25 protein-coding genes are annotated in these 23928 nt (G+C 72.8%); 9 read left to right on the plus strand and 16 right to left on the minus strand.

The window, feature by feature from the left end:
- Positions 1-12 precede the first annotated feature (12 nt).
- A complete protein-coding gene (locus AC07CM_RS13635) occupies positions 13-1323 on the minus strand; it encodes a serine-threonine protein kinase (protein WP_478876551.1) in 1311 nt (436 codons plus the stop codon).
- Between the two features lie 82 nt (positions 1324-1405).
- Positions 1406-2635 (minus strand): exo-beta-N-acetylmuramidase NamZ family protein, encoded by a 1230-nt coding sequence (locus tag AC07CM_RS13640; RefSeq protein ID WP_478876552.1) that lies wholly within the window; start codon positions 2633-2635, stop codon positions 1406-1408.
- A 181-nt stretch (positions 2636-2816) separates the two neighbouring features.
- On the opposite strand from AC07CM_RS13640, the gene AC07CM_RS13645 reads away from it, so the two are divergent.
- From AC07CM_RS13645 to AC07CM_RS13655, 3 genes are read left to right on the plus strand one after another with little or no spacing between them, the layout of a single operon-like run.
- Positions 2817-3590, plus strand: coding sequence for an SDR family oxidoreductase (locus tag AC07CM_RS13645; protein WP_478876553.1), 774 nt, complete (start codon positions 2817-2819; stop codon positions 3588-3590).
- Entirely contained in the window at positions 3587-5266 is a 1680-nt protein-coding gene (locus AC07CM_RS13650; protein WP_478876554.1) for a class I adenylate-forming enzyme family protein, read from the plus strand. Before AC07CM_RS13645 ends, AC07CM_RS13650 begins: the two co-directional genes overlap by 4 nt.
- Before the next feature lie 26 nt (positions 5267-5292).
- Positions 5293-5886: a TetR/AcrR family transcriptional regulator gene (locus AC07CM_RS13655; RefSeq protein ID WP_478876555.1), complete on the plus strand. Its 594-nt coding sequence runs from the start codon at positions 5293-5295 to the stop codon at positions 5884-5886.
- A 254-nt stretch (positions 5887-6140) separates the two neighbouring features.
- Here AC07CM_RS13655 and AC07CM_RS13660 read toward each other — a convergent pair whose 3' ends face one another.
- The 5 genes from AC07CM_RS13660 to AC07CM_RS13680 all read right to left on the minus strand — a co-directional run bounded on the left by AC07CM_RS13660 (position 6141) and on the right by AC07CM_RS13680 (position 12297).
- The gene (locus tag AC07CM_RS13660; protein ID WP_478876556.1) at positions 6141-7502 is read right to left on the minus strand and encodes a type III PLP-dependent enzyme domain-containing protein; all 1362 of its coding nucleotides are present in this window, start codon (positions 7500-7502) and stop codon (positions 6141-6143) included.
- Positions 7503-7736: 234 nt separating this feature from the next.
- Entirely contained in the window at positions 7737-9419 is a 1683-nt protein-coding gene (locus AC07CM_RS13665; protein WP_478876557.1) for a PucR family transcriptional regulator, read from the minus strand.
- Positions 9420-9580: 161 nt separating this feature from the next.
- The gene (locus AC07CM_RS13670; protein WP_478876558.1) at positions 9581-10795 is read right to left on the minus strand and encodes an acyl-CoA dehydrogenase; all 1215 of its coding nucleotides are present in this window, start codon (positions 10793-10795) and stop codon (positions 9581-9583) included.
- Between the two features lie 6 nt (positions 10796-10801).
- On the minus strand, positions 10802-11824 hold the full coding sequence (locus tag AC07CM_RS13675) for a phosphotransferase family protein (protein WP_478876559.1): 1023 nt from the start codon (positions 11822-11824) through the stop codon (positions 10802-10804).
- Positions 11825-11997: 173 nt separating this feature from the next.
- Positions 11998-12297 carry a hypothetical protein gene (locus AC07CM_RS13680; RefSeq protein ID WP_478876560.1) on the minus strand — a complete coding sequence of 100 codons (300 nt, stop codon included), beginning with the start codon at positions 12295-12297 and terminating at the stop codon, positions 11998-12000.
- A 111-nt stretch (positions 12298-12408) separates the two neighbouring features.
- On the opposite strand from AC07CM_RS13680, the gene AC07CM_RS13685 reads away from it, so the two are divergent.
- The gene (locus tag AC07CM_RS13685) at positions 12409-13365 is read left to right on the plus strand and encodes an NADP-dependent oxidoreductase (protein ID WP_478876561.1); all 957 of its coding nucleotides are present in this window, start codon (positions 12409-12411) and stop codon (positions 13363-13365) included.
- A 112-nt stretch (positions 13366-13477) separates the two neighbouring features.
- Here AC07CM_RS13685 and AC07CM_RS13690 read toward each other — a convergent pair whose 3' ends face one another.
- From AC07CM_RS13690 to AC07CM_RS13705, 4 genes are read right to left on the minus strand one after another with little or no spacing between them, the layout of a single operon-like run.
- A complete protein-coding gene (locus AC07CM_RS13690) occupies positions 13478-13813 on the minus strand; it encodes a DUF202 domain-containing protein (RefSeq protein ID WP_478876562.1) in 336 nt (111 codons plus the stop codon).
- Complete coding sequence (locus tag AC07CM_RS13695; protein ID WP_478876563.1) at positions 13801-14193, minus strand: YidH family protein; 393 nt, start codon at positions 14191-14193, stop codon at positions 13801-13803. Before AC07CM_RS13695 ends, AC07CM_RS13690 begins: the two co-directional genes overlap by 13 nt.
- A gap of 21 nt (positions 14194-14214) precedes the next feature.
- Positions 14215-14730 carry an NUDIX hydrolase gene (locus AC07CM_RS13700; RefSeq protein ID WP_478876564.1) on the minus strand — a complete coding sequence of 172 codons (516 nt, stop codon included), beginning with the start codon at positions 14728-14730 and terminating at the stop codon, positions 14215-14217.
- 34 nt (positions 14731-14764) lie between these two features.
- Positions 14765-15658: a DMT family transporter gene (locus tag AC07CM_RS13705; protein WP_478876565.1), complete on the minus strand. Its 894-nt coding sequence runs from the start codon at positions 15656-15658 to the stop codon at positions 14765-14767.
- A gap of 389 nt (positions 15659-16047) precedes the next feature.
- Between AC07CM_RS13705 and AC07CM_RS13710 the strand changes: the two genes are divergently transcribed.
- From AC07CM_RS13710 to AC07CM_RS13720, 3 genes are all read left to right on the plus strand, one after another.
- Positions 16048-17070: a hypothetical protein gene (locus AC07CM_RS13710; protein WP_478876566.1), complete on the plus strand. Its 1023-nt coding sequence runs from the start codon at positions 16048-16050 to the stop codon at positions 17068-17070.
- 67 nt (positions 17071-17137) lie between these two features.
- Positions 17138-17872 (plus strand): molybdopterin-dependent oxidoreductase, encoded by a 735-nt coding sequence (locus AC07CM_RS13715; protein WP_478876567.1) that lies wholly within the window; start codon positions 17138-17140, stop codon positions 17870-17872.
- Positions 17856-18482, plus strand: coding sequence for a cytochrome b/b6 domain-containing protein (locus AC07CM_RS13720; protein ID WP_478876568.1), 627 nt, complete (start codon positions 17856-17858; stop codon positions 18480-18482). Before AC07CM_RS13715 ends, AC07CM_RS13720 begins: the two co-directional genes overlap by 17 nt.
- On the opposite strand, the gene AC07CM_RS13725 is transcribed toward AC07CM_RS13720, so the two are convergent.
- Genes AC07CM_RS13725 through AC07CM_RS13740 form a run of 4 tightly spaced genes read right to left on the minus strand, consistent with a single transcriptional unit; the run spans position 18479 to position 22267 of the window.
- On the minus strand, positions 18479-19525 hold the full coding sequence (locus AC07CM_RS13725) for an L-idonate 5-dehydrogenase (RefSeq protein WP_478876569.1): 1047 nt from the start codon (positions 19523-19525) through the stop codon (positions 18479-18481). The genes AC07CM_RS13720 and AC07CM_RS13725 overlap by 4 nt on opposite strands.
- Before the next feature lie 14 nt (positions 19526-19539).
- A complete protein-coding gene (locus AC07CM_RS13730) occupies positions 19540-20301 on the minus strand; it encodes an SDR family oxidoreductase (protein WP_478876570.1) in 762 nt (253 codons plus the stop codon).
- A 13-nt stretch (positions 20302-20314) separates the two neighbouring features.
- Positions 20315-21712, minus strand: a complete 1398-nt coding sequence (locus tag AC07CM_RS13735; RefSeq protein ID WP_478876571.1) for a GntP family permease — start codon at positions 21710-21712, stop codon at positions 20315-20317.
- 36 nt (positions 21713-21748) lie between these two features.
- The gene (locus AC07CM_RS13740) at positions 21749-22267 is read right to left on the minus strand and encodes a gluconokinase (protein WP_478876572.1); all 519 of its coding nucleotides are present in this window, start codon (positions 22265-22267) and stop codon (positions 21749-21751) included.
- A gap of 140 nt (positions 22268-22407) precedes the next feature.
- On the opposite strand from AC07CM_RS13740, the gene AC07CM_RS13745 reads away from it, so the two are divergent.
- Positions 22408-23103, plus strand: a complete 696-nt coding sequence (locus tag AC07CM_RS13745) for a FadR/GntR family transcriptional regulator (protein WP_478876573.1) — start codon at positions 22408-22410, stop codon at positions 23101-23103.
- 5 nt (positions 23104-23108) lie between these two features.
- On the opposite strand, the gene AC07CM_RS13750 is transcribed toward AC07CM_RS13745, so the two are convergent.
- Positions 23109-23489 (minus strand): YchJ family protein, encoded by a 381-nt coding sequence (locus AC07CM_RS13750; protein WP_478876574.1) that lies wholly within the window; start codon positions 23487-23489, stop codon positions 23109-23111.
- 115 nt (positions 23490-23604) lie between these two features.
- Here AC07CM_RS13750 and AC07CM_RS13755 point away from each other — a divergent pair, with 115 nt between their 5' ends.
- Positions 23605-23916: a dsRBD fold-containing protein gene (locus AC07CM_RS13755; protein WP_478876575.1), complete on the plus strand. Its 312-nt coding sequence runs from the start codon at positions 23605-23607 to the stop codon at positions 23914-23916.
- Positions 23917-23928 lie beyond the last annotated feature (12 nt).

Genomic DNA, 23928 nt, shown 5'->3' on the forward strand with positions numbered 1-23928 from the left:
GCGGGCGGCGGGTCAGGCGATACGGCCCGCCGCCAGCACCAGCCGCGCCAGCTCCGGGTGCACGATGTCGCTGTGCGCCCCGGCCGGCGGGCCCCCGCGGTGGACGACCGCGGCCGCGTCCACGTTCACGCACCCCGACGCGGGCAGGGGCCCGCGCAGGGCGGCGGCGAGGTCCAGGCCCACGGTGCCCGGCACCGCCTGCACCCCGTCGTGGCCCATCGCTCCCCACCGCGCCCCCAGCGTCCGCCCGAGGTCGAACCCGGCGACCGACCGGTCGTCGTCCGACATCCGGGAGGCCAGCGGGTAGAAGGTGCCGAGCGCCGCGTCGAAGTGCGAGTAGCAGCACACCAGGGGGCCGTCGATCCGCTTCTGCCGGTCCTTCAGGGCGCCCGCGGCATCCGCGTCCTGCGGCAGCCGGGCTGCGAACGCGTAGTGGGAGAAGGCCCCTTGGAGCAGGGTCACGGACTTCACCGTGCGCACTCCGGCCGGCAGCCCGCGCAGCGCGTACGACACCAGCCGCCCGCCGAAGCTGTGCCCGACCAGATGCACCCGCACCCCGGCGGCCGCACCGGCCAGCCGGCCGACGACGGGCCCGAGCCCGTGCTCGCCCACGGTCCCGGCCCGCCGTTTCATCGTGTAGTACGTCGCCTGCCGCAGCAGCTCCTTGGCGCCGTCCCAGGGATTGGGCAGGCTGAACCCCTGGGACGGCGCCGGCGCCTCCGGTGCGCCGAGCCCGGTCAGCGCCCGGGCGAAGTCCTCGCAGGCGATGTTCGTGTCCCCGCGGAACACCACGGGCTCGCCCTCCCGCGGGGTGTCCGTCACGGCGGGCGGTCCCGGGGCGTCGACCAGCAGCCGTACCAGCTGCCCGAACTCCGCGAGCCTGTCCTCGCCGGCCGGCTGTTCGTCCAGCATCCGGGCCAGCTGGTCGACCACGGTGGACCGCCCCGGGAAGGCCTCCAGCAGGGCACGCCTGGTGTCCTTGTCCAGCGCCGGGCCGGGCACCGCCTGCGCCGCCGCGGCCGCCACGGACCTGGGGAAGTCCGGGATCGGCTCGTCGCAGAACCGCATCGACGGCCAGATCACGCCCACATAGCCGATCCGTGCCCCGGGAGCCAGCTCAGGGATCGGGGCGAAGAAACTGCGGTACAGCGCGGTGGCGCCCGAGCGGTCGTTGTTCCAGCCGTGCGCGAAGACGATCAGGTCACGGACGCCGTGGTCCGTGACCTGCGCCAGCAGCCGGTCGCGTTCGGGGCCGTCCACGTCCCCGTCCGCGTCGAAGGTCAGCTCCCAGTAGGGAGTCACGCTCATCCCAGGATCCGCCATGCCAGGCCCCCTCGTCGCCCCGAAACGATGCGATGTGGGCGCATCGTCCTGCGGCGGGACGGAGTTGGCCATACGGCGCGGCTCACCTGTAGAGGAGATATTCCTTTCGGAGCTCGCCGAACGCCGCCAGCTCCTCCTGCCAGGCGCCGGCCACCTCGTCCGTGTCGGCCCCCGCGCCGATCATCGTCCGCACCCGGGCGGAGCCGGTGAGCTTGTCGATCCAGTTGTCCGGGCGCCAGGCGAAGCCGTCCCAGACCTTCCTCGCGGTCACCAGCAGCGCGATCCCGGTGCGTACGGGGTCGTAGGCGGCCCGGTCGTGCACATGGGTCTGCACGCCCCCGACGGTCTTGCCCTGGAACTTGGAGAACGTGGGCGCGAAGTAGGCCTCCCGGAACCGCACACCGGGCAGCCCGAGTTCGTTGACGGCGGCGGCCCACCGCCCGTCGATGCCCTCGGCGCCGAGAAGCTCGAAGGGCCGTGTCGTGCCACGTCCCTCGGAGAGGTTGGTCCCCTCGAACAGGCAGGTGCCCGAGTACACCAGCGCGGTGTCCGGGGTCGGCATGTTCGGGCTCGGCGGCACCCAGGGCAGGCCGCTGGCATCGTAGAACTGCGTGCGCTTCCAGCCCGTCATCGTCACGGTCTCCAGCGGGACGGGCGTGGTCAGGAACTCCCCGTTGAACAGCCGGGCCAGTTCGGCGACCGTCATGCCGTGCGCCTGCGCGATGGGCTGCCGGCCCACGAAGGTGGCGAACTCCTTGTGCAGGACGGGGCCCTGGGCCGAGCGGCCGGTCACCGGGTTCGGGCGGTCGAGCACGACGAACCTCCTGCCCGCGAGCGCGGCGGCCTCCATGCAGTCGTAGAGCGTCCAGATGTAGGTGTAGAAGCGAGCCCCCACGTCCTGGATGTCGAAGACCACCGTGTCGACGCCGGAGGCGGTGAAGACGTCGGCGAGCGGCCCGCCGCTCTTGAGGTAGGTGTCGTAGACCGGCAGACCGGTCGCCGGGTCGTCGTAGCGGCCCTCGGAGCCGCCTGCCTGGGCGGTGCCGCGGAAGCCGTGTTCCGGTCCGAAGACCGCCGTGAGCTCCACCCGGTGGTCCTCGTGCATGACGTCGACGATGTGGCGGGCGTCCCGGGTGATGCCGGTGGGGTTGGTGACGATGCCGATGCGCCGGCCGCTGAGCCGGGAGTATCCGTCGGCCTCGAGTCTTTCGAAGCCGGTGTGCAGGTGCTCGCGGCGCTGGGGTGCGACCGGTGCGGCAGGTGCGGTCGCCAGTGCGGCCGATGCGAGAAGACTCCGTCGGGACAGACGCATGGGGTGACCTCCGTCGGTGGAAGGTGCAGGCCGTAGGTGGTTGCTCGCGCTCGCGGCGGAGCCGCGCCTCGACACGGCCCCGCCGTCAATTAGGTTGGGTCAGGCACCCTTCCTTTTACACATACCGACCGGTTAGTCTGGTCGCCGCTGAGCCGAGTCGCGTCGTGTCGAAGGAGACCGAGTGGTGGAAGCCGTGCAGGATGCGGGAGTGGTGGTCACCGGAGCCGGCGGGGGGATCGGGGCCGCGCTGGCCCGGCGGTTCGCGGCCGAGGGCGCCCGTGTGGTCGTGAACGACCTGGACGCCGGGAAGGCCGAGGCCGTCGCGGAGGAGATCGGCGGGATCGCCGTGTCGGGTGACGCCTCCGCGATCGTCGGCGACGCCCGTGACGCGCTCGGCGGCACCGTGGACGTCTACTGCGCCAACGCCGGGGTCGCCTTCGAGGACGGGATCCCCGGTGGGGCTCTCGACGAGAAGTCCTGGGCCCTGTCCTGGGACGTCAACGTGATGGCCCACGTCCGCGCGGCCCACGCGCTGCTGCCCGACTGGCTGGAGCGCGGCCGCGGCCGCTTCGTCTCCACCGTCTCCGCCGCCGGGCTCCTCACCATGATCGGCGCCCCCTCCTACAGCGTCACCAAGCACGGCGCGCTGGCCTTCGCCGAGTGGCTGTCGCTCACCCACCGCCACCGGGGCGTGAAGGTGCACGCCATCTGTCCCCAGGGCGTGCGCACCGACATGCTGGCCGCCACCGGCAGCGCGGGCGACCTGGTGCTGCAGCCGAGCGCGATCGAGCCGGAGGCGGTCGCCGACGCCCTGTTCCGGGGCATCGAGGAGGACCGCTTCCTGATCCTGCCGCACCCCGAGGTCGCCGAGTACTACACGGCGCGGGCCGCCGCCCCCGACCGCTGGCTGTCCGGCATGAACCACATCCAGCGCAAGTGGGAGGCCGCCCGATGAGCGCCTCCCCGTACGCGGCCCGGCCCTGGCTGGCCCTGCTCAACGACGCCCAGCGCGCCCCGGTCGAACCCGCCGACTCCCTCGTGCACGCCCTGCGCGGCGCGGTCGCCGAGGCCCCCGACCGCTCCTTCCTCGCCTACTTCGACGCCCGGCTCAGCTATCGCGAAGTGGACGAGCTGAGCGACTCGGTGGCCGCCCACCTCGCCGAGCGCGGCCTGCAGCGCGGCGACCGGGTCGCCGTCCTGCTGCAGAACTCCCCGCACTTCGTCCTGGCCGTCCTAGGCGCCTGGAAGGCCGGCGCGACCGTCGTGCCCGTCAATCCCATGTACAAGTCGGCCGAGGTCGCCCACGTCCTGCGGGACGGCGAGGTGGCCGCGCTGATCTGCTCCGACCGGGCCTGGGAGTCGTACCTGCGGGACACGGCCGCCGACTCGCCGGTGCGGATCGTGCTCACCGCGTGCGAGCTGGACTTCCAGACGCGGGGCGACGCGCGCGTGTTCACCTTCGAGCGGCTGCCGCAGGCCCCCGACGCCGACGACCTCGTGGCCGTCGCCCGGCAGGGCCTGAGGGCACCCGCGGGCCGCGACCCGCGCCCCGGCGACATCGCGCTGATCAGCTACACCTCGGGCACCAGCGGCACCCCGAAGGGTGCCACCAACACGCACGGCAACATCATGCACAACACCGAGCGCCAGCGGACCGGGCTCGCCCTGCCCGAGGCGCCCGTCTACTACGCGCTCGCCCCGCTGTTCCACATCACCGGGATGGTGTGCCAGTTCGGCGCCGGCCTCGCCAGCGCCGGCACCCTGGTGCTCGCCTACCGCTTCGACCCCGGTGTCGTCCTGGAGGCCTTCGCCGAGCACCGCCCGCACTACACGGTCGGCCCGTCCACCGCCTACATGGCGCTGGCCGCCCACCCGGACGTCTCCCGCGAGCACTTCGCCTCCTTCGTGAACATCTCCTCGGGCGGCGCCCCCGTGCCGCCGGCCCTGGTGGAGAGGTTCCGCGAGCGCTTCGGGCCGTACATCCGCGTCGGCTACGGCCTCACCGAGTGCACCGCCCCCTGCGCCTCCGTACCGCCCGGCCTGGAGGCGCCCGTCGACCCCGTGTCCGGCACGCTGTCGGTCGGCCTGCCCGGCGCCGACACGCTCGTCCGCATCGTCGACGAACAGGGCCAGGAGGTCCCCCTCGGCGAACCGGGCGAGATCGTCGTACGCGGGCCCCAGGTGGTGCCCGGGTACTGGCGGCGCCCCGAGGCCACCGCCGAGACCTTCCCGGACGGCGAGCTGCGCACCGGCGACATCGGGTTCATGGACGCGCAGGGCTGGCTGTACGTGGTGGACCGCAAGAAGGACATGATCAACGCGTCCGGCTTCAAGGTGTGGCCGCGCGAGGTCGAGGACGTCCTCTACACCCATCCGGCGGTGCGCGAGGCGGCCGTGGTCGGCGTCCCCGACGGCTACCGCGGGGAGACCGTCAGGGCCTACATCAGCCTCCGCCCGGGGGCCGAGGCGGACCCGGACGAACTCGCGGTGTACTGCAAGGAGAGACTGGCGGCGTATAAGTACCCGCGCCAGGTGGAGATCCTGCCCGACCTGCCCAAGACGGCAAGTGGGAAGATCCTGCGGCGGGAGCTGCGTTCCCGCGCGCGGAGCAGCAGCGACAACAGTCGGTAGACACGACGGAAAGGCAGGTGGCGACAGTGCCCAGGACGACGGACGGAGACGGGACGCCCGTTCCGCAGCGGCTGCTGAACGCCGCCACCCGCCTCTTCGCCGAGCAGGGCTACGACCGCACCTCGGTGCAGGAGATCGTGGAGGCGGCCGGCGTCACCAAGGGGGCGCTTTACCACTACTTCGGCTCCAAGGACGACCTTCTGCACGAGGTGTACGCCCGCGTGCTGCGCGTCCAGCAGGAGCGGCTCGACGCGTTCGCGGACGCGGACGAGCCGATCGAGAAGCGGCTCAGAGCGGCGGCGGCGGACGTCGTGGTCACGACGATCGAGAACCTCGACGACGCCATGATCTTCTTCCGGTCCATGCACCACCTGAGCCCGGAGAAGAACAAGCAGGTGCGCGCCGAGCGCCGGCGCTACCACGAACGCTTCCGCGCGCTCGTCGAGGAGGGCCAGCGCGAGGGGGTCTTCTCCACGGCGACACCCGCCGACCTGGTCGTGGACTACCACTTCGGCTCGGTCCACCACCTGTCGACCTGGTACCGCCCCGACGGCCCCCTCACCCCCCAGCAGGTCGCCGACCACCTCGCCGACCTGCTGCTGCGGGCGCTGCGGCCGTAGGGGACGGGCGCCGAGCGGCCGGTCGTCCTCCCGAGGATCAGCCGATGATCTCCTTGAAGAACAGCACGGCCGAGGCCGCCGCGCCGCGCCGACGCTCACCGCGACCGGCCACGCGGTGCCGGCCAGGGCCGCGAGGACGGTGGCGCCGACGCCGGCCGGCGCGGCGAGCAGGAACACGACGGCGGCGCGCTGGGTGAGGAGCGGCACGTCCCCGTCGGGCCGCGTGCGGTCGGGCCGAGGCACCCTCGGACTCCTCACCTGACGCCGAGGGCCGCGGCGCCCTCCGGCTCCCGGGGGTGCGTGCTCACGCCGTCCCGGTCCGACAGCTGCCACGGGTCCCGCGCGGGACGGATGAGCGTGAAGTCGATCCGGCGGTCCGCGAGCACACGGACACCGTGCACCGCCGGCTCGGGCAGGCTGTTGTAGTGGAACGGCGTCGAGAAGTAGTAGGCGCCGGTGTCCGGGACGACGACCAGGTCGCCCGGGCGGAGCAGGGGCAGCGCGCGGTCACGCGCCAGCAGGTCGCCGGCGAAGCAGGCGGGACCCGCGACGTCCTGACGCGCGGGACGGTCCCGCCTGGCCGTGCCCTGCCCGTCGTGTGCCTCGACCCGCAGCGGCCAGGCGTCGGGGTCGAACACCGTCCGGGTGGCGACCTGCACGCCCGCGTGGGTGACGGCGATCGGGCGGCCCCCGGCGGTCTTCGTGTACTCGACGTACGCGGCCAGGAAGCCGTTCTTGGCGAGGAGGGAGCGGCCGAACTCGGTGACGACCTGGTACCTGCCCTCGAAGAGACGGGGGACGTGGGTCCGCAGCTGCTCCACGTACGCCGCGAAGGTGGGCGTGACCTCGTCGTCGGCGAAGTTGACGGGGAGCCCGCCGCCGATGTCGATGCCCGTGATCCGGCCCGGGCCGAAGGCCGCCTCGACCTGGTCGGCGAACTCCACCGCCTGTGCCACCCCGCGGGCCAAGAGGTCGAGGGGGCAGCCCTGGGACCCGGTGTGCGTGTGCACCCAGGTCAGCCACGGGTGCTCGCCGAACGCCCGCATCAGCCGTTCCCGGTTGCCCGGGTCCGCCAGCGGGACGCCGAACTTCGAGGTGCTGGTGGCCGTGCTCATCGCGGCGATGGCGCCGCCGCCGATCTGGCAGTTGACGCGCACCCCGATCCGCGACGTCGAGGCGCGGCGCGCGAGGATCTCCTCGATCCGCTCCAGTTCCTGGAAGTTGTCCGCGTTCACGGACACTCCGAGGGCCAGCGCCCGCTCCAGCTCCGCCCGGGTCTTGGCGGGAGCGTCGAAGACGATCCGGTCGGCGGGGAAACCGGCCTCCAGCGCCCTGGCCAGCTCGCCCGCGGTCGCGACCTCGCAGCCCATGCCGAGCTCCTTCAGCTCCCTGAGCACGGGCACCAGGCAGTTGGCCTTCGCGGCGAACGTGTGCAGGACGCCCGGCAGTTCGGGCGGCCCGGGAAAGGCGTCGTGCAGGCAGCCGACCGTGACCTCGACCCCGTCGAGGTCGACGAAGGCGGCCAGCAGGGCTCCCTCCGGGTCCAGCAGTCCCTGCCGTACGGCCTCCTGCAGGATGCGTTCACGCCGTGCGGCGGCGCAGGTCACAGCGGTCATGGTGAGCCTTCCGGGGTCGGGGTCGCGAGGCCCGGGCGAGTGGTCCCCGGGCACCTCCCCAGCCTGGTCGCCGCGCCACCCGGCCGTCTTCGTCGATTCGGCAGAGGCACCCGGCCCGTGACGGGTGACCGGCGGCACCGCCGTACCGGAAGGGCGGCGCCGTTGTGGGCGCCGACGAGAACGGCGCCCGTCGTTGGTGCGGACGGACGAACGACGGACCGGCCGGCGGCACCGTCACGGTGCCGGCGGTGGTTCCGGTCGCGTCGCGTCGTGCTCAATCGTCCGCAGTTGCAGCTGCGCCAGCAGGCGGGCGTCCGGGCTGTCGAGGTCGAGCCCGGAGACCTTGGTGATCCGGCCCAGCCGGTAGCGCAGGCTGTTGGGGTGCAGCGAGAGGCTGCGTGCGGCGGCGGACACGTCACCGAAGTGGTCCAGATAGGCCCGCAGGGTCTCCACGAGGCTTCCGCCCTGCTCGGCGTCGGACGCGGCCAGCCGCTCCACCGACGTCCCCGGCGGCAGCCGTACGTCCCGCAGCGCCTCGACCACCCGCAGAATGCCGATCGTGTCCGCCACGTCCTCGACCCGGGCCACGGTGCGGGCGTCCCCCGGACCGGAGAGGGCCCGGAGAGCCGACTCGGCGTCCCGGCGCGACCCGGCCGCCGCGGCCAGCGACGGGACCGCCTCGCCCAGTCCGACCCGCACCTGCCTGCCGGTCGCGGCCGACAGCTGTGCGGCCAGCGACCTGCCGAGTTTCGTCACCTGCTCACGGGCGGCCTGCGGATCCCGCTCCAGCGCGCCCACCAGGACCAGCGCCCTGCCGCCAGCCGGCACGACCACCACCCGGTGGCCGAGCGCGGTGCAGTGCAGGCCGAGCAGGCCGTAAAGGCGCGACGGCTCCTCGGGCGGCGCCGCCTGCTGGGTGCCGGCGCCGAGCCCCACCGCCAGCACGGCACAGGGCTCCTGCGCGGGCAACGCCATGCGCTCGGCGAGCAGTTCGGCGGATCCACGCTCCTCCAGCAGCGCACGCGCGGCGTCCTCCGCCAGACGGCTGTCGGCACCACGCGTGCGGTGGTGGAGCAGGTGGGCGGCCGCCGCCCGGGACGCCGCCCGCAGGGCCTCCGCCGCGTTCGGAGTCAGGGGCCGCCCGGCGACCGCGGCCACCCAGACGGACCCCAGCACCTCGCCGCCCGCCCGGACGGCGCACACCAGGCGCTCCGGGTCTTCCCCCTGGGCCCGCCGGTGCAGTACGTCGTCCGTCGTCCACAGGGCGCGGAACAGCCCCGCCTCCCGCATGGCGGCCACGCGCCAGGGCGGCACGCGCCGCCCCAGGATGGTCAGCCGGCGCATCTCGTCCACGTTCTCCTCGGTCGACGAGTGCGCGAGGACGCGGGACTCGGTGTCCTCGATGGTCACCGAGCCGCCGACCAGGGCGGCCACCGCGTCGGCCAGCCCGTCGAGGTCTCCCAGGGCAGGTCCGGGTGCCCCGGGCACGGGCGGCGCCCCCGCCGAGGCCAGTCCGGCCCGCAGCACACCCACCAACTGGTCCCAGGGACACCAGGGGGTGCGGAACAGCACCGCCGTTCCGGCCTCTTCGGCGGCCGGCCGCAGTGCGGCGGCCGCCCGGTCGGGGCGCTCGGGACCGAACACCACTCCGACGGCTCCCGCCGCGCCGGCCCGGCGCAGGACATCCAGTGCCTGCGCCGATCCGGCGTCGATGCCGACGGCGAGTAAAAGCACCCCTGGTCTGATCCCGGGGTCCAACGCGTCCAGCACGCCGACACCGCCGACGGGCACCGCCAGTCCGGCCGGTGCCGTGTCCAGTTCCAGGACCCCCGGGCCCACGACGGACAGCAGCCGCTCCAAGGTCACCCGGGACTCGGTGGCCCTGCTCCACTCCGAGTGATCCCGCAGGTCCGTCACGCTTCCCCTCCTCGTTGCGCCGGCTGCCGTGCCGGTTCCGGAAGAGGTACGACATCACGGACCGGCCGCGCACTCAACGGCGCACTAGAGGCACGGGAAGGCACCCGGCGCCGTCCCCGCCCGGGTGCCGGTGCGGCGGCCGGGCCGCACCGGCGCGGTGCTCACAGGTACTTCTTCAGCTCCCGCCGCGCCAGCGACCGCTGGTGCACCTCGTCCGGGCCGTCGGCGATCATCAGGGTGCGCGCCCCCGCGTACAGCTCGGCCAGCGGGAAGTCCTGGCTCACCCCGCCCGCGCCGTGCAGCTGGATCGCGCGGTCGATGATGTCGACCACCGCGCGCGGCGTGGCGATCTTGATGGCCTGGATCTCCGTGTGGGCGCCCCTGTTGCCGACGGTGTCCATCAGCCAGGCCGTCTTCAGCACCAGCAGCCGCAGCTGCTCGACCGTCACCCGCGCGTCGGCGATCCAGTTGTGGATCACGCCCTGCTGGGCGAGCGCCTTGCCGAAGGCCGTGCGGGAGACGGCACGCCGGCACATCAGCTCGATCGCCCGCTCGGCCATGCCGATCAGCCGCATGCAGTGGTGGATGCGGCCGGGGCCGAGCCGGGCCTGGGCGATGGCGAAGCCGCCGCCCTCCTCGCCGATGAGGTTCGACACGGGCACGCGCGCCTGGTCGAAGATCACCTCGGCGTGGCCGCCGTGGGAGTGGTCCTCGTAACCGAAGACCTGCATCGCGCGCTTGACGGTCACGCCCGGGGTGTCGCGCGGGACCAGGACCATCGACTGCTGACGCCGGATGTCCGCCCCGTCCGGGTCCGTCTTGCCCATGACGATGAAGATCTTGCAGTCCGGGTTCATCGCGCCGGAGATGTACCACTTGCGGCCGGTGATGACATAGTCGTCGCCGTCCCGCTCGATGAGCGTGGTGATGTTCGTGGCGTCGGAGGAGGCCACGTCCGGCTCGGTCATCGCGAACGCCGAGCGGATCTCACCGGCGAGCAGCGGCTCAAGCCACTGCTTCTTCTGCTGCTCGTTGCCGAACTGCGCCAGCACCTCCATGTTCCCGGTGTCGGGCGCGGCGCAGTTCGTCGCCGTGGGCGCGAGGTGCGGGGAGCGGCCGGTGATCTCGGCGAGCGGCGCGTACTGGAGGTTCGTCAGCCCTGCGCCGTACTCGGCGTCCGGCAGGAAGAGGTTCCACAGGCCCTGCCTGCGCGCCTCCGCCTTCAGCTCCTCGACCACGGCCGGGGTGTCCCAGGGCGAGGCCAGCGCGGCCCGCTGCTCCTCCGCCACCGGCTCCGCCGGATAGACGTACTCGTCCATGAAGGCGAGCAGCTTGCCGCGCAGCTCCTCCGTACGCGCGTCGAACGCGAAGTCCATGTCCGGTCAGCCTTCCTGAAGAGTGGTCAGTCCGTGGTCGATGAAGACGGGCACGAGTTCACCGATGCGGTCGAAGCCCCGCCCGACCGTCTGGCCGAGCGTGTACCGGTAGTGGATGCCCTCCAGGATCACGGCGAGCTTGAACCAGGCGAACGCCGTGTACCAGGAGACGGCCGAGACGTCGCGCCCCGAGCGCGCCGCGTACCGCTCGATCAGCTCCTGCGGGGACGGGTGCCCGGGGGCCTCGGCGGTGGTGGAGACGGGAGACTGCGGCATCCCGAGCGGCCGGCTGTACATCACCAGCAGGCCCAGATCGGTCAGCGGATCGCCGAGCGTCGACATCTCCCAGTCGAGGATCGCCTTGATCCTGTCGTCCGAGCCGATCAGGACGTTGTCCAGCCGGTAGTCACCGTGGACGACGGCGGGCGCGGGGGAGGTCGGCAGGGCACGCCCGAGGGCCGCGTGCAGCTCGTCGATGCCGGGCAGTTCACGGTTGCGGGACGCGTCCAGCTGCTTCCCCCAGCGGCGCAGCTGCCGGTCCAGGAAGCCCTCGGGCCGGCCGAAGTCCTGGAGGCCCACCTCGGTGGGGTCCACCGCGTGCAGCTCGACCAGCGTGTCCACCAGGGACAGCACCGCGTTCCGGGTGCGCTCCGCGCCGAGCGGGGCGAGCTGCTGGGCGGTGCGGTACGGGGTTCCCTCGACGAACTCCATGACGTAGAACGGTGCTCCGAGCACCTCCTCGTCCTCGCACAGCAGCACCGGGCGGGGGACCGGCACGTTCGTCGGGTGCAGCGCGTCGATCACCCGGTGTTCGCGCTTCATGTCGTGCGCGGTGGCCAGCACATGGCCGAGCGGCGGCCGCCGGACGACCCACTTCGAGGTGCCGTCGGAGAGCGCGTAGGTGAGGTTCGACCGTCCGCCCTCGATCAGCCGCCCGGTCAGCGGGCCGTTCACCAGACCGGGGCGCTCACGGTCGAGCAGGCCGCGCAGCCGGTCGAGATCGAGTCCGGGCGGGTGGTCGGCGCTCATACATCACTCCTACGAACGGGCGAACAGGAACCCGACTCATGATGCCGACCGGTCGGTATGTCGTCCAGTACGTAAGCCCAACCTGGCTGGAAACGTGACCGGAGCCACGATAGGCCGACGGCTCCCCGGCACGCTGTCCCGGGGGAGCCGTCGACCCCTGCCTCCCCGCAGGGTCAGTGGTCGTCCCAGTGGTCCCCGTGCTCGGCGTGCCGGTGTCCGTCGTGCAGGTAGTCGACGTGGTCGCCGTGCTGCACGCTCGCGTGCCCGCACTCGTCGTGGTGCACGTGCTCATGTCCCTCGTGCGCGATGTGCCCGGCCGGCTCGCACTCGTCCCAGTGGTCGCCGTGCTCGCGGTGCAGGTGTCCGTCGTGCGCGTAGTCGAGGTGGTCGCCGTGCCGCACGGCGGGGTGTCCGCAGTCCGGGCCGTGGCTGTGCGTGCCGTGCGCGGTGTGTTCCTGGTGAAGGGTGGTCATGGTGCTCACCTTCGGGGTACGGGGGTTGACGACGGACAGGCTGCCACGCAAAGGGTATATATCGGGGCATCCCGGTTGCGTGGCGCACGAGTACCCCGGAGGGTCGAGGGCATGAAAGGCATCAGCTACAGCCGCTACGGCGGACCCGAGGTGCTGGAGTACGGCGAGTTGCGCGACCCGAAGGTGGGCCCGGACCAGGTGCTGGTCAAGGTGCGCGCGGCGGCGGTCAATCCGGTCGACTGGAAGTGCCGCGAGGGTTACCTCGACTCCCTCCTGGACGCCGTCTTCCCGGTGATCCCCGGCTGGGACGTCAGCGGGGTGGTGGTGCAGCCCGGTGCCGCGGTCACGGAGTTCTCCGTCGGTGACGAGGTGATCGGCTACGTCCGCGAGGACTTCCTGGCCCGCGGCACCTTCGCGGAGTACGTCGCCGCGCCCGTGCGCACCCTGGCCCGCAAGCCCCGCAACCTCTCCTTCGAGGAGGCCGCGGGGCTGCCGCTGGCCGGTCTCACCGCCTACCAGGTGCTCGTCAAGGCGCTGGAGGTCAAGCGCGGCGAGACGGTCCTGGTGCACGCGGCGGCCGGCGGGGTCGGTTCGCTGGCGGTCCAGATCGGCGCGCATCTCGGCGCCCGGGTCATCGGTACGGCGAGCGAGCGCAACCACGACTTCGTCCGCGGCATCGGCGGCGAACCGGTGACGTACGGCGAGGGCCTGGCGGAACGGGTGCGCGGGCTCGCTCCCGAGGGCGTGGACGCGGTGTTCGACACCATCGGCGGCGACACCCTGAAGACCTCCGCCAACCTGCTCGCTCCCGAGGGCCGGCTGGTCTCGATCGCCGACCCGGACGTGGTGAGCTACGGCGGCCGCTACTCCTTCGTCCGGCCCGACGCCGAGGACCTGGGGAAGCTGGCCGGACTCGCGGAACAGGGCGCCGTGTCCGTGCACGTCCAGGAGACCTTCCCGCTGGAGCGGGCGGCGGACGCGCACCGGCTGAGCCAGGAGGGGCGCACCCGCGGGAAGATCGTGGTGACGGTGGACTGGAACAACGAGGAGAACGAGGGCGCCGCCTAGACCGCGCGGTCCGCCGGACCACGGATACGACCGCCGGACGGCTCGTGCGATCGCTGGGCCGCCTTGACGTCCGTCGGGCCACTGCACGGGACCCTGGCCACTGGCACGGCCGCTAGACCACGAGCACGGCCGCGCAGACGGCCATGGCCACCGTGCACAGCACCGCGCCCGTCGCGAGCCGGGGTGCGAGTGCGGGCGGCCGGGCCCCGGCCGCCAGGGCGCCGATCCGGTGGTGGGCCACCCACAGGAACCCCAGCCAGAGCGCACAGCACAGCGCGCACATCACGACGCCGGTGGCCGAGGCCCCGCCGTGCAGGGCCGTCTTCACGGCGAGTACGGCGGCCACGGTGCTCGACAGCGTCGTGCGGCGCCAGGCCAGCCGGGTCCGCTCCGGCTGCAGCCCCGGATCCCGGTCCGCGGCCGCCCCCGTCGCGCTCACCCCGCCCATCCGACCAGCACCACCACGACCATCGCGACGGCCACCACCGCGACCACCATGCTCAGCACCGCCGGGAACCGGGACATCGGCAGGTCCTCGCCCCGCCGCATCGCCCGCTCGCAGCGCACCCAGTGGTTGACCGCACGCAACGAGCACAGCACGCCGGCGCCGAGCAGCGCGAGCGCGAGCCCGACCCGCCAGGCCCAGCGCAGGTCCGGCAGGAACTGGTCCACCGCGAATCCGCCGCCGATCAGCGCGAGGGAGGTCCGCAGCCAGGCCAGGAACGTGCGCTCGTTGGCCAGCGAGAACCGGTAGTCGGGGGTGCCGCCCTCTTGCCGTACCTGCTCCGGGGCGAACCAGAGCCGGACGTTCCGCACGAATTCGATCACGCTCAGGACCCTACCGGGGTGTCACCGGGGCGACCGGAACGCCCTCAGCCGCTCGTAGGCCGCCAGCCCGTCCGGCACCCACTCCCACTCGCCCAGGCGCCGCTCCACCTGGTCCTCGGACAGGAAGTCGTGCCACTGGACCTCCTCCACCTGGGGCCGTACCTGAAGATCGCAGCGCACCTCGTACACCGCCGACCACCAGCTGTTCCCCGCCCCGTCGTCGTACAGGAACTTGAAGAGGTACGTCGGCCGGGGCAGACCGGTCACCCCCAGTTCCTCCTGCGCCTCCCGCAGGGCCGCCTCGTCGTAGGACTCGCCCGCTCCCACGACCCCGCCGACGAACATGTCGTAGAGGGAGGGGAAGACCAGCTTGGTCGCGGTGCGGCGGTGCACGAACAGCCGCCCGGCCGCGTCCCGGGCCTGGATGAAGACGCACCGGTGGCGCAGGCCCCGGGCGTACGCCTCGCCGCGCGGGACCCGGGCGACGACCCGGTCGTGCTCGTCGACGATGTCGAGGATCTCGTCAGCAGGGTTCATGCCCAGTATCCAAGCAGGGCCCCGCCGGGCGGGCTCAGCGCGGCTGGAGGTCCCGGGCGCGCTCCTCCTCCGCCGTGCGGCACGGCATCGCCGGGTGCAGCCCGAGCAGCACGATGCCCGTGACGATCGCGGCGAGACCCGCCGCCTCCCCGGCCAGCGCCCCCGTGTCGGTGTGCAGCCGGTCGCCGAGGAAGCCCACCCCGCACAGGATGCCGGCCAGCGGCTGGGCGGCGGTGAGCGCGGGCAGCGACATACGCAGTTCGGCCGTCTCGAAGGCGCTCTGCACCAGGACCAGCCCGGTGACGCCGAGGGCCAGCACTCCGTACGGCTGCCAGCCGGTGACCAGCTCCGTGAAGCCGCCGGCCGAGAACCGGGTGCCGCTGACCCGGGTGAGGGCGTCCTGCACGCCGTACAGCAGCCCGGCGGCGGTGGCCAGCAGCACCGGACCCCAGCTCAGCCGGGACTTCTTGGCGTACGTCGTGAGCACCATGGCCGCGCCGACCATCGCGCCGATGATCAGCCAGTGCCGTACCGGGTCGGCGACGGCGCTGCCGCCGCGCGGCTGGCCCGCGACGATGAAGGTGGTCACACCGCCCGCGAGCAGCGCGAGACCGGTCCAGCCCTGGCGGCCCAGGGACTGTCTGGTCTGGTGCCGGGACAGGGCGAGCGCGAACAGCAGGTTTGTGGCGAGCAGCGGCTCGACCAGGGAGATCTCGCCCTTGCCGAGGGCGACGGCGCCCAGCGCCATGCCGGCCACCATCAGGGCGATGCCGCCCAGCCAGCGCGGCACCCGCATCAGGTCGAGCAGCAGCCGGAACGACAGGAAGTCGCCGAGCGGTGCCTTCTGGGCGGCGTTCTGCTGGAGCACGAACCCGAAGCCCACACAACAGGCCGCGCTCACGGCGAGAAGGAGAACCAGTACGGACACGCTGCGTACCTCGATCATCCGGCCGGACCACGGACGCGTAGTGGCCGACTGTAGCGCTCCCGGGACGGCATTGGCCCGGAGAGTGCCCGGAACCGGGCAGTTGACTCGGTCACGATGCCCGGCCGGGCGCGGGGGTTGACGAAGGCGCGGCGGCGGGACCGTCCGGCCATGGTGCGACGCACGGACGGACCGCGCCATGGCGTACGCCACAGGAATCCGCCCGCACCCCGCCCTCGCGGTACGGCAATCAGGGCTCCTACGGCTCAAGTGCCCCTCACGGCAAGGTGGTTGAAGAGGGCAACACTCCGGTTCCGCTTGACGCGATCCTTGGCTGAGGGTTTGCTGTGCGTGATCGGTCGATGGCAGCCCGAGAAACAGGAAGTCCTGCGGTGCCCCCACTCCCGCCCCTGCTCGGCGCGCGCCGGGCCCTCACGGACCAGTCCGGCGGCACCACCCCGGACGACTCCGGCACCTTACCGAGCGCCGACGGTGTCCTCGACGAGGCCTTCGACGACGCCTTCGGTGACACCGAACTCCTCGCCGCGCGTGCCACGTTGGCCCAGGGCCGCCGGCAGGCCGCCCGCTCGCTGCTGCTGCACACCGGCGACGACTGGGACCGCCGGGCGCACCGGATCACCGTGCTCGCCGGGGAGCCGTACGCCGCCGCCTGGGCCCACGACTGGCTGCTCGCCGAGCCCGGGTCCGCCGACGCCGCCACCCTGCACGCCCTGGCGCTGGTCCGGCGCGCCCTGCACGGCAAGGAGGACACCGACCGGGCCGGCGAGGCCTGCCGGACCGCCGCCGCCCTCGCCCCCGCCGACCCCACCCCCTGGCTCGGCCTGCTCCTGCTGGCCCGCACCCTGGGCCCGGAGCGCGAGGTGCTGCGGGCCTTCGCGGAACTGCGCGAGCGCCACCCCGAGCACCACCACGGCCACCACCTGCTGGTCGCCCGCCTCGCCGAGCGGCCCCAGGGGGGCCGGACCGAGTCCCACGAGGTGTACGACCTCGCCGAGCGGGCCGCGGCCGAGGCCCCCGCCGACTCCCCGCTGGCCGTCCTGCCGGTGGTCGCGTTCGCCGAGCGCTACCGGGTCCTGGCCGCCACCGGCCTGGCCCCCGCCGACCCCTTCGCCTCCGGGCACTGGTCCGGCCCCCGGGCCCGCCGGACGCTGCGCGCGGCCTTCGACTGGTGGCTGGAGTGGGAGCAGGACGAGCATCCCCGCCACTACGCCGACCTCAACCACCTGGCGTTCGCCATGTCCTGCGCCGGCCGTCCGGCCGAGGCGGCGGCCCTCTTCCGGCGCATCGGCCGGCACGCGACCAGGGCCCCCTGGTGCTACCCGCACCGCCAGGCCTGGCAGGCCTTCCACACGGCCCGCTCCCGCGCGCTGGGCGGGGGCCGGGGCGAGAAGTGATTACAGAACTCTGACCGATCGCCGCCCTCCCTGGCCGCACCGGGACCGGAAGTGCTCGAATGACTACGTGAACCCTGAACCGACCGAGGACCCCGGCGCACAGGGCAGGCCCATCGGCCGCCGCGTATTCCTCGGCACCCTCGGCCTGGGCGCCCTCGGCGTCGTCACCGCACCCGTGCTGCAACGCGGCATGGAGGGCGTCCTGGCCGGCGTCTCCGGCAAGGACCCGACGGGCCTGACCGGCCTGCTGCCCAACGGCGGCGGCTTCCGCTACTACTCGGTCGCCGCGTCCGTCCCGCACAAGGGCCCGGCCGACTACCGGCTCACGGTGGACGGCCTGGTCGACCACCCGCACACCTACACCCTGGCCGACCTGCGCGCCCTGCCGCAGACCCGGCTGGTCAAGGACGTCCAGTGCGTCACCGGCTGGCGGGTCCCGGACACCCCCTTCGAGGGCGTACGGCTCTCCCGGCTGCTGGACGCGGCCGGTGTCCGGTCCTCGGCCAGGGCCGTCCGCTTCACCTGCTTCGACGGCACCTACAGCGAGAGCCTCACCCTCGACCAGGCCCGCCGCCCGGACGTCCTGGTCGCCCTGCGCATGCAGGACAAGGAGATCGGCCACGACCACGGCGGACCGGTCCGCCTCTACGTCGCGCCCATGTACTTCTACAAGTCCGCCAAGTGGCTCTCCGGCATCACCGTGACCGACCGCGTCCGGCCCGGTTACTGGGAGGACCTCGGCTACGACGTCGACGCCTGGGTGGGCCGGTCGAACGGACGGACCGATGAGCCTACGAGCTGAGACCCCGGCGCCGCCGAGCGCCCGCGTCCGCCGCTTCGGCCGGGCCGAACGCTGGGTGCACCGCACCACGGCCGCGCTGATGGGCGTCTGCGTGGTGACCGCCGCCTGCCTCTACATCCCGGAACTGGCCGTGCTGGTCGGGCGGCGCGAACTGGTCGTCCGCGTCCACGAGTGCGCCGGGCTCGCCCTGCCCGTCCCCGTCCTGCTTGGCCTCGCCTCCCGCGCCTTCCGCGCCGACCTGCGCTTCCTGAACCGCTTCGGCCCGCACGACCGCGTGTGGCTGCGCGCCGCGCTGCTGCGCGACAAGCGGCACTCCTCCCGGCCGGCGGGCAAGTTCAACGCGGGCCAGAAGATCTACGCGGCCTGGATCGCCGGGGCCACCCTGGTCATGCTCGGCACCGGCCTGATGATGTGGTTCACCCACCTCACCCCGCTGATGTGGCGCACCTCGGCGACCTTCGTGCACGACTGGCTGGCCCTGACGATCGGTGTGGTCCTGGCGGGCCACATCGGCATGGCCCTCGGGGACCCGGAGGCGAGACGGGGCCTGAGGACGGGCTCGGTGAGCAGGGAGTGGGCGAAGCGGGAACACCCGCTGTGGCGCCCCTAGGGTCTGCCGGACAGAGCCTGGCCCTCGAACTCCAGCAGCACCTTGCACGACCGGCTCCTGTCCGCGGCGAGCGCGAACGCCGTCTCGGCGTCCCGCACCGGGACCACGGCGCTGATCAGTCCGTCGAACTCGCCCCGGGCGGCCAGCAGCTCCAGCGCCTCGTCGAACTCGGTGTCGAAGCGGAAGGCACCGCGCAGCTCGATCTCCCGGCTCACCACCAGGTTCCCGGCGAACGGGCTCTGCCCCGGCGGCAGCATCCCGAGCTGGACGACCACGCCCCCGCGCCGCACCAGCCGCAGACAGGTCTCCAGTCCGGCCGCCACCCCCGACGCCTCGACGGCCACGTCCACCTCGGCCGGCCATCCGGTGTCCTTGGGGTCGTCAGCCCCGACGAGCGTGTCGGCCCCGGCGACGGCCGCGTACCCGAGCGCCTCGGGCAGCAGGTCGGTCGCGGTCACCCGTGCCGCGCCCGCCGCCCTCGCCGCCGCGACCACCAGGCACCCGATCGGCCCGGCCCCGGTCACCAGCACATGCCTGCCGGACACGTCCCCGGCCCGCCGCAGCGCGTGCAGCGCCACCGCGAGCGGCTCGGCGAGCGCAGCCCGCCGCAGCCCGAGCCCGTCCGGCAGTGCTCTCAACTGCCCGGCGGGCACGGCAACTCGAGCCGCGAACCCGCCCTGGACGTGCGGCACGCGGGCAGCGCTGCCGAGGTAGCGGGTGTCCCGGCACACGTTCGCCCGCCCGTCCCCGCACTCCGGGCACCGCCCGCAGGGGGTGGCGGGGTGCACGGCGACCGCCGTACCCGGGACGGGACCGTCGGTGCCGGGGCCGTAGGAGACCACGGTGCCGACCACCTCGTGCCCGAGCACCATCGGCTCCCGGAGCCGGAAGTCACCGACCCCGCCATGCCGCCAGTAGTGCAGGTCGGACCCGCACACACCGCCGTACCGCACTGCCACCAGGGCCTGGCCGGGCCCCGGTTCGGGCGCCGACAGCTCCGTCACCCGCAGGTCACCCGCGCCGTGGATCACACAACCCAGCACGCCCGCAGCCCCTTTCACAGCACGCTCGTCATGCCGCCGTCGACGTACAGCACCTGCCCGCCGACGAAGTCGGCGGCGGGCGAGGCGAGGAAGAGGACCCCGCCCACCAGATCCTCGGTGCGGCCCCAGCGGCCGGCCGGGGTACGCCCGCGCACCCAGGTGCTGAAGTCCTCGTCCTCGACCAGGGGCCGGGTCAGCTCGGTCTCGATGTAGCCCGGCCCGAGGCCGTTGACCTGGACGCCGTACGGGCCCCAGTCCGCGCACATGCCCTTGGTGAGCATCTTCAGCGCGCCCTTGGTCGCCGCGTACGGCGCGATGCCGGGCCGCACCACCTCGCTCTGCAGCGAGCAGATGTTGATGATCTTCCCGCCACCGCGTTCCGTCATCCGCCGGGCGGCCTCCCGGCCGACCAGGAACGCGCTGGTGAGGTTGGTGTCGAGGATCCGGTGCCAGTCGGAGTCGGCGAACTCGAGCAGTGGAGCGCGCAGTTGCATGCCCGCGTTGTTGACAAGGATGTCGAGCGGGCCCACCCGCTCCTCGACGTCCGCGATCCCGGCGGTCACGGAGGGCCCGTCGGTCACGTCGAACACCGCCGTGTGGACGTCACCGGACAGTTCCGCGGCCGCCTCGGTGAGCCGGTCGCCGTCGCGTCCGTTCAGGACCACCGTGCAGCCGGCCTCCGCCAGGCCCCTGGCCAGGGCGAGTCCGATGCCCCTGCTGGAGCCGGTGACCAGGGCCGTGCGACCGGCGATGTCGAAGAGGGGGTGAGCCGTCATCGTCGTACCGCTCCTAGATCACGAGGGACAGCAGCAGGACCAGACCGCCGGCGAACACCGAGATGATCGTCTCCATCAGCGACCAGGTCTTGACGGTCTGCCCGACGCTCAGCCCGAAGTACTCCTTCACCAGCCAGAAGCCGGCGTCGTTGACGAAGCTGAAGAAGAGCGAGCCGGCGCCGATGGCGAGGACCAGCAGGGCGGTGTGGGTGGTCGACATGCCGGCCGCGAGCGGCGCCACGAGGCCGGCGGCGGAGACGGTCGCCACCGTCGCCGAGCCCGTGGCCAGCCGGATCACCACAGCGATCAGCCAGCCCAGCAGCAGCGCGGGGATCGACCAGTCCTTGGAGACGTCCAGGATCATCTGGCCCACTCCGCAGTCGATCAGCGTCTGCTTGAAGCCACCGCCCGCGCCGACGATCAGCAGGATGCCGGCGATCGGCATCAGGCCCTTCTCCACCGTCTGCTGCAGGCGCTCCTTGCTGAACCCGGCGGGCACGCCCAGCGTGAAGAAGCCGACGATCACCGCGGCGAGCAGCGCGATCAGCGGGGAGCCGATGACGTCGAAGACCCGCTGGGTCGCGTTCGCGGGGTCGTCCACGACGATGTCCACCAGCGCCTTGACCAGCATCAGCACCACCGGCAGCAGCACCGTGGCCAGCGTCGCGCCGAAGCCCGGACGGCGCTGAAGCTCCTGCGAGGGCCGCTGCGGCAGCATCCGGTCCGGCGCGGGGACGTCCACCCAGCGCGCCGCGACCTTCGAGAACAGCGGGCCGGCGACGATCACCGTCGGGATGGCGACGAGTATGCCGAGGGCCAGGGTCACGCCCAGGTTGGCGTGCAGCGCGTCGATCGCGACCAACGGGCCGGGGTGCGGCGGGATCAGACCGTGCATCACGGACAGACCGGCCAGCGCCGGGATGCCGATGCGCATCAGCGAGTAGTTGCCGCGCTTGGCGACCATCAGCACGACCGGGATCAGCAGCACGATGCCGACCTCGAAGAACAGCGGCAGGCCGATGACGGAGGCGATCAGGACCATCGCCCACGGCATCGCACGGCCGCCCGCCTTGGCGAGGATCGTGTCGACGATCTGGTCGGCGCCGCCGGAGTCGGCGAGGAGCTTGCCCAGGATCGCCCCGAGCGCGATCAGGACGCCCACGCCGGCCACGGTGGTGCCGAGCCCGGTGGTGAAGCTGGTGATGGCCTTGTCGAGCGGTGCACCGGCGACCGCCCCGAGCGCCAGCGACCCGATGGTCAGCGCCAGGAAGGCATGGAGCTTGAACTTGGTGATGAGCAGGACGATGACGGCTATGCCCACCAGCACGGCGATGCCGAGCTGGGCGTGGCCGGCCGAGGTGATCGGCGGAGGCGTGTCCGCTGCCAGCATCTCGACGCTGAGTCTGGTCACGGGTGTTCCCTTGCAGGTACGGGGACGGGGGTGTGCTTACTCGGGGATGTCGGGAAGAGCTTCGAGTGCCTTCACCGCGCGTTCGGTGATCTCCTGGGGGCTGCCGCCGACGTCCACGAGGACGCCGGTCTCGTCCGGCTCCAGCGGCTGGAGCGTGGCGAACTGGGAGTCCAGGAGCGCGGTCGGCATGAAGTGGCCCTGCCGGTGGGTCATCCGGTCCTCGATGAGTTTCCGGTCGCCCGTGAGGTGCACGAACACGATCCCGGGAGCGACGGCCCTGAGCCGGTCGCGGTACGACCGCTTCAGTGCCGAGCTGCTGACCACTCCGCCGAGCCCCGTCCGCCCGTGCGCCCAGTGGCCGATGGCGTCCAGCCACGGCCACCTGTCGCTGTCCTCGAGCGGGATCCCGGCCGACATCTTGTCGATGTTGGCCTTCGGGTGGAAGTCGTCGCCCTCGGCGTACGGGACGCCCAGCCGGGCGGCGAGCAGGGGACCGATCGTGGTCTTGCCCGTCCCGGCGACGCCCATCACGACGACGACCTGGGGGGTGCGCATGAGTGCCTCGCTGTCTTCTTCGACATCCGACGCCGCATCGGCGTCGCCACACTGAAACCCATTAGGTACGACGAATTCAAGAGTGTGTGACATATAAGTCTGACTTTTTGAGCCCGTGATCCACGCCGTACGCTGAGTGCATGACCACACGGGGGCTGCACGGCCGCGTACTCGACACCCTCGGCCCCGCGATCACGGCGGGCGAGTACCCGCCGGGCAGCGTTCTGCGCACGGACGAACTCGCCCAGCACTTCGAGGTGTCACGCTCCGTGATGCGCGAGGCCGTGCGTGTCCTGGAGTCCATGCACCTGGTCGAGTCCCGCCGCCGGGTGGGCGTGACGGTGCGCCCCAAGGCCGAGTGGAACGTCTACGACCCGCAGGTCATCCGCTGGCGGCTGGCCGGCGCCGACCGCCCGCACCAGCTGCGCTCGCTGACCGTGCTGCGCTCGGCGATCGAGCCGGTGGCGGCCGGCCTCGCCGCCCGGCACGCCACGCCCGAGCAGTGCGCCGAACTCACCGCGTGCGCGCTCGGCATGGTGGCCAACTCACGCGGCCACCGGCTGGAGGAGTACCTGGTCCACGACATCGGTTTCCACCGGGTCATCCTCATGGCGTCGGGCAACGAGATGTTCGCGCGCCTCGGCGACGTCGTCGCGGAGGTGCTGGCCGGCCGCACCCACCACGAGGTGATGTTCGAGGACCCCGACCCGGCCGCCGTCACCCTGCACGTCCAGGTCGCGGAGGCGGTCCGCGCCGGCGACGCGTCCCGCGCCGAGGAACTGACCAGGGAGATCACCGTCGGCGCCCTCCAGGAACTGGAGATCCTGGCGCCGTAGCGGCCCTACTCGTCGAGGAAGTCGCCGTCCACGTACACCCACGCCCCGTCCACCCGCTCGAACCGGCTGCGCTCGTGCAGCGTGCCGCCCCGGTAGGAGGCGCGGAACGTCACCGTCCCCGTGGTGTGGAAGGCGGACCCGTCGGTGTTGCCGAGGATCTCCAGCCCCGTCCACCTCATACGGGGATCCAGCTCCAGCCGCTCCGGCCGGGTCCGCGGATGCCAGGTGCGCAGCAGATAGCCCGCGTCCCCCTTCACGAACGCGCTGTACCGCGACCGCATGAGGGCCTCGGCGGTCGGCGCGGCGGCACCCGGCTGCGCGAGGTAGCGGCCGCAGCAGGCGTCGTAGGACTCGGGACGGCCGCAGGGACAGGTGCGCGAGGTCATGGCCCACATTCTGCCCCTACCAGGGGAGGCGCCGACCGCCGGCGCGGTGCACAGTGGAAGGGGTGACGCGGCGCCGCGTCCCGTGGCCTCGCAACGCAGTGAGGAGAGACGGACGATGACCCGACCCGTGAGCAACCGTCCTCCGTCCGTCAAGGAATGGCGGCTGAACCTCTACCTGTCCGAACACGACCCGGACACCACAGCCCGGATCGTCCTGGACACCGGCGACAACGTTCTGGAGAGCCACGCGGAGGCCCGCCGGAGCCCCTACGACCCGGCGGTGCCGGAGATCGGTGACGAACTCGCCGCAGGACGCGCCCTGGTGGCCATGGGCCGGCTGCTGCTGCGCGCGGCCGCCGGCGACATGAAGGCGACCGGAGCGACCGAGACGGAGACACCCCCGCCCCTCTGGCCGCCCCAGGAATGACGGAGCCGTGAC

The sequence above is a fragment of the Streptomyces sp. NPDC044061 genome (assembly GCF_056434305.1).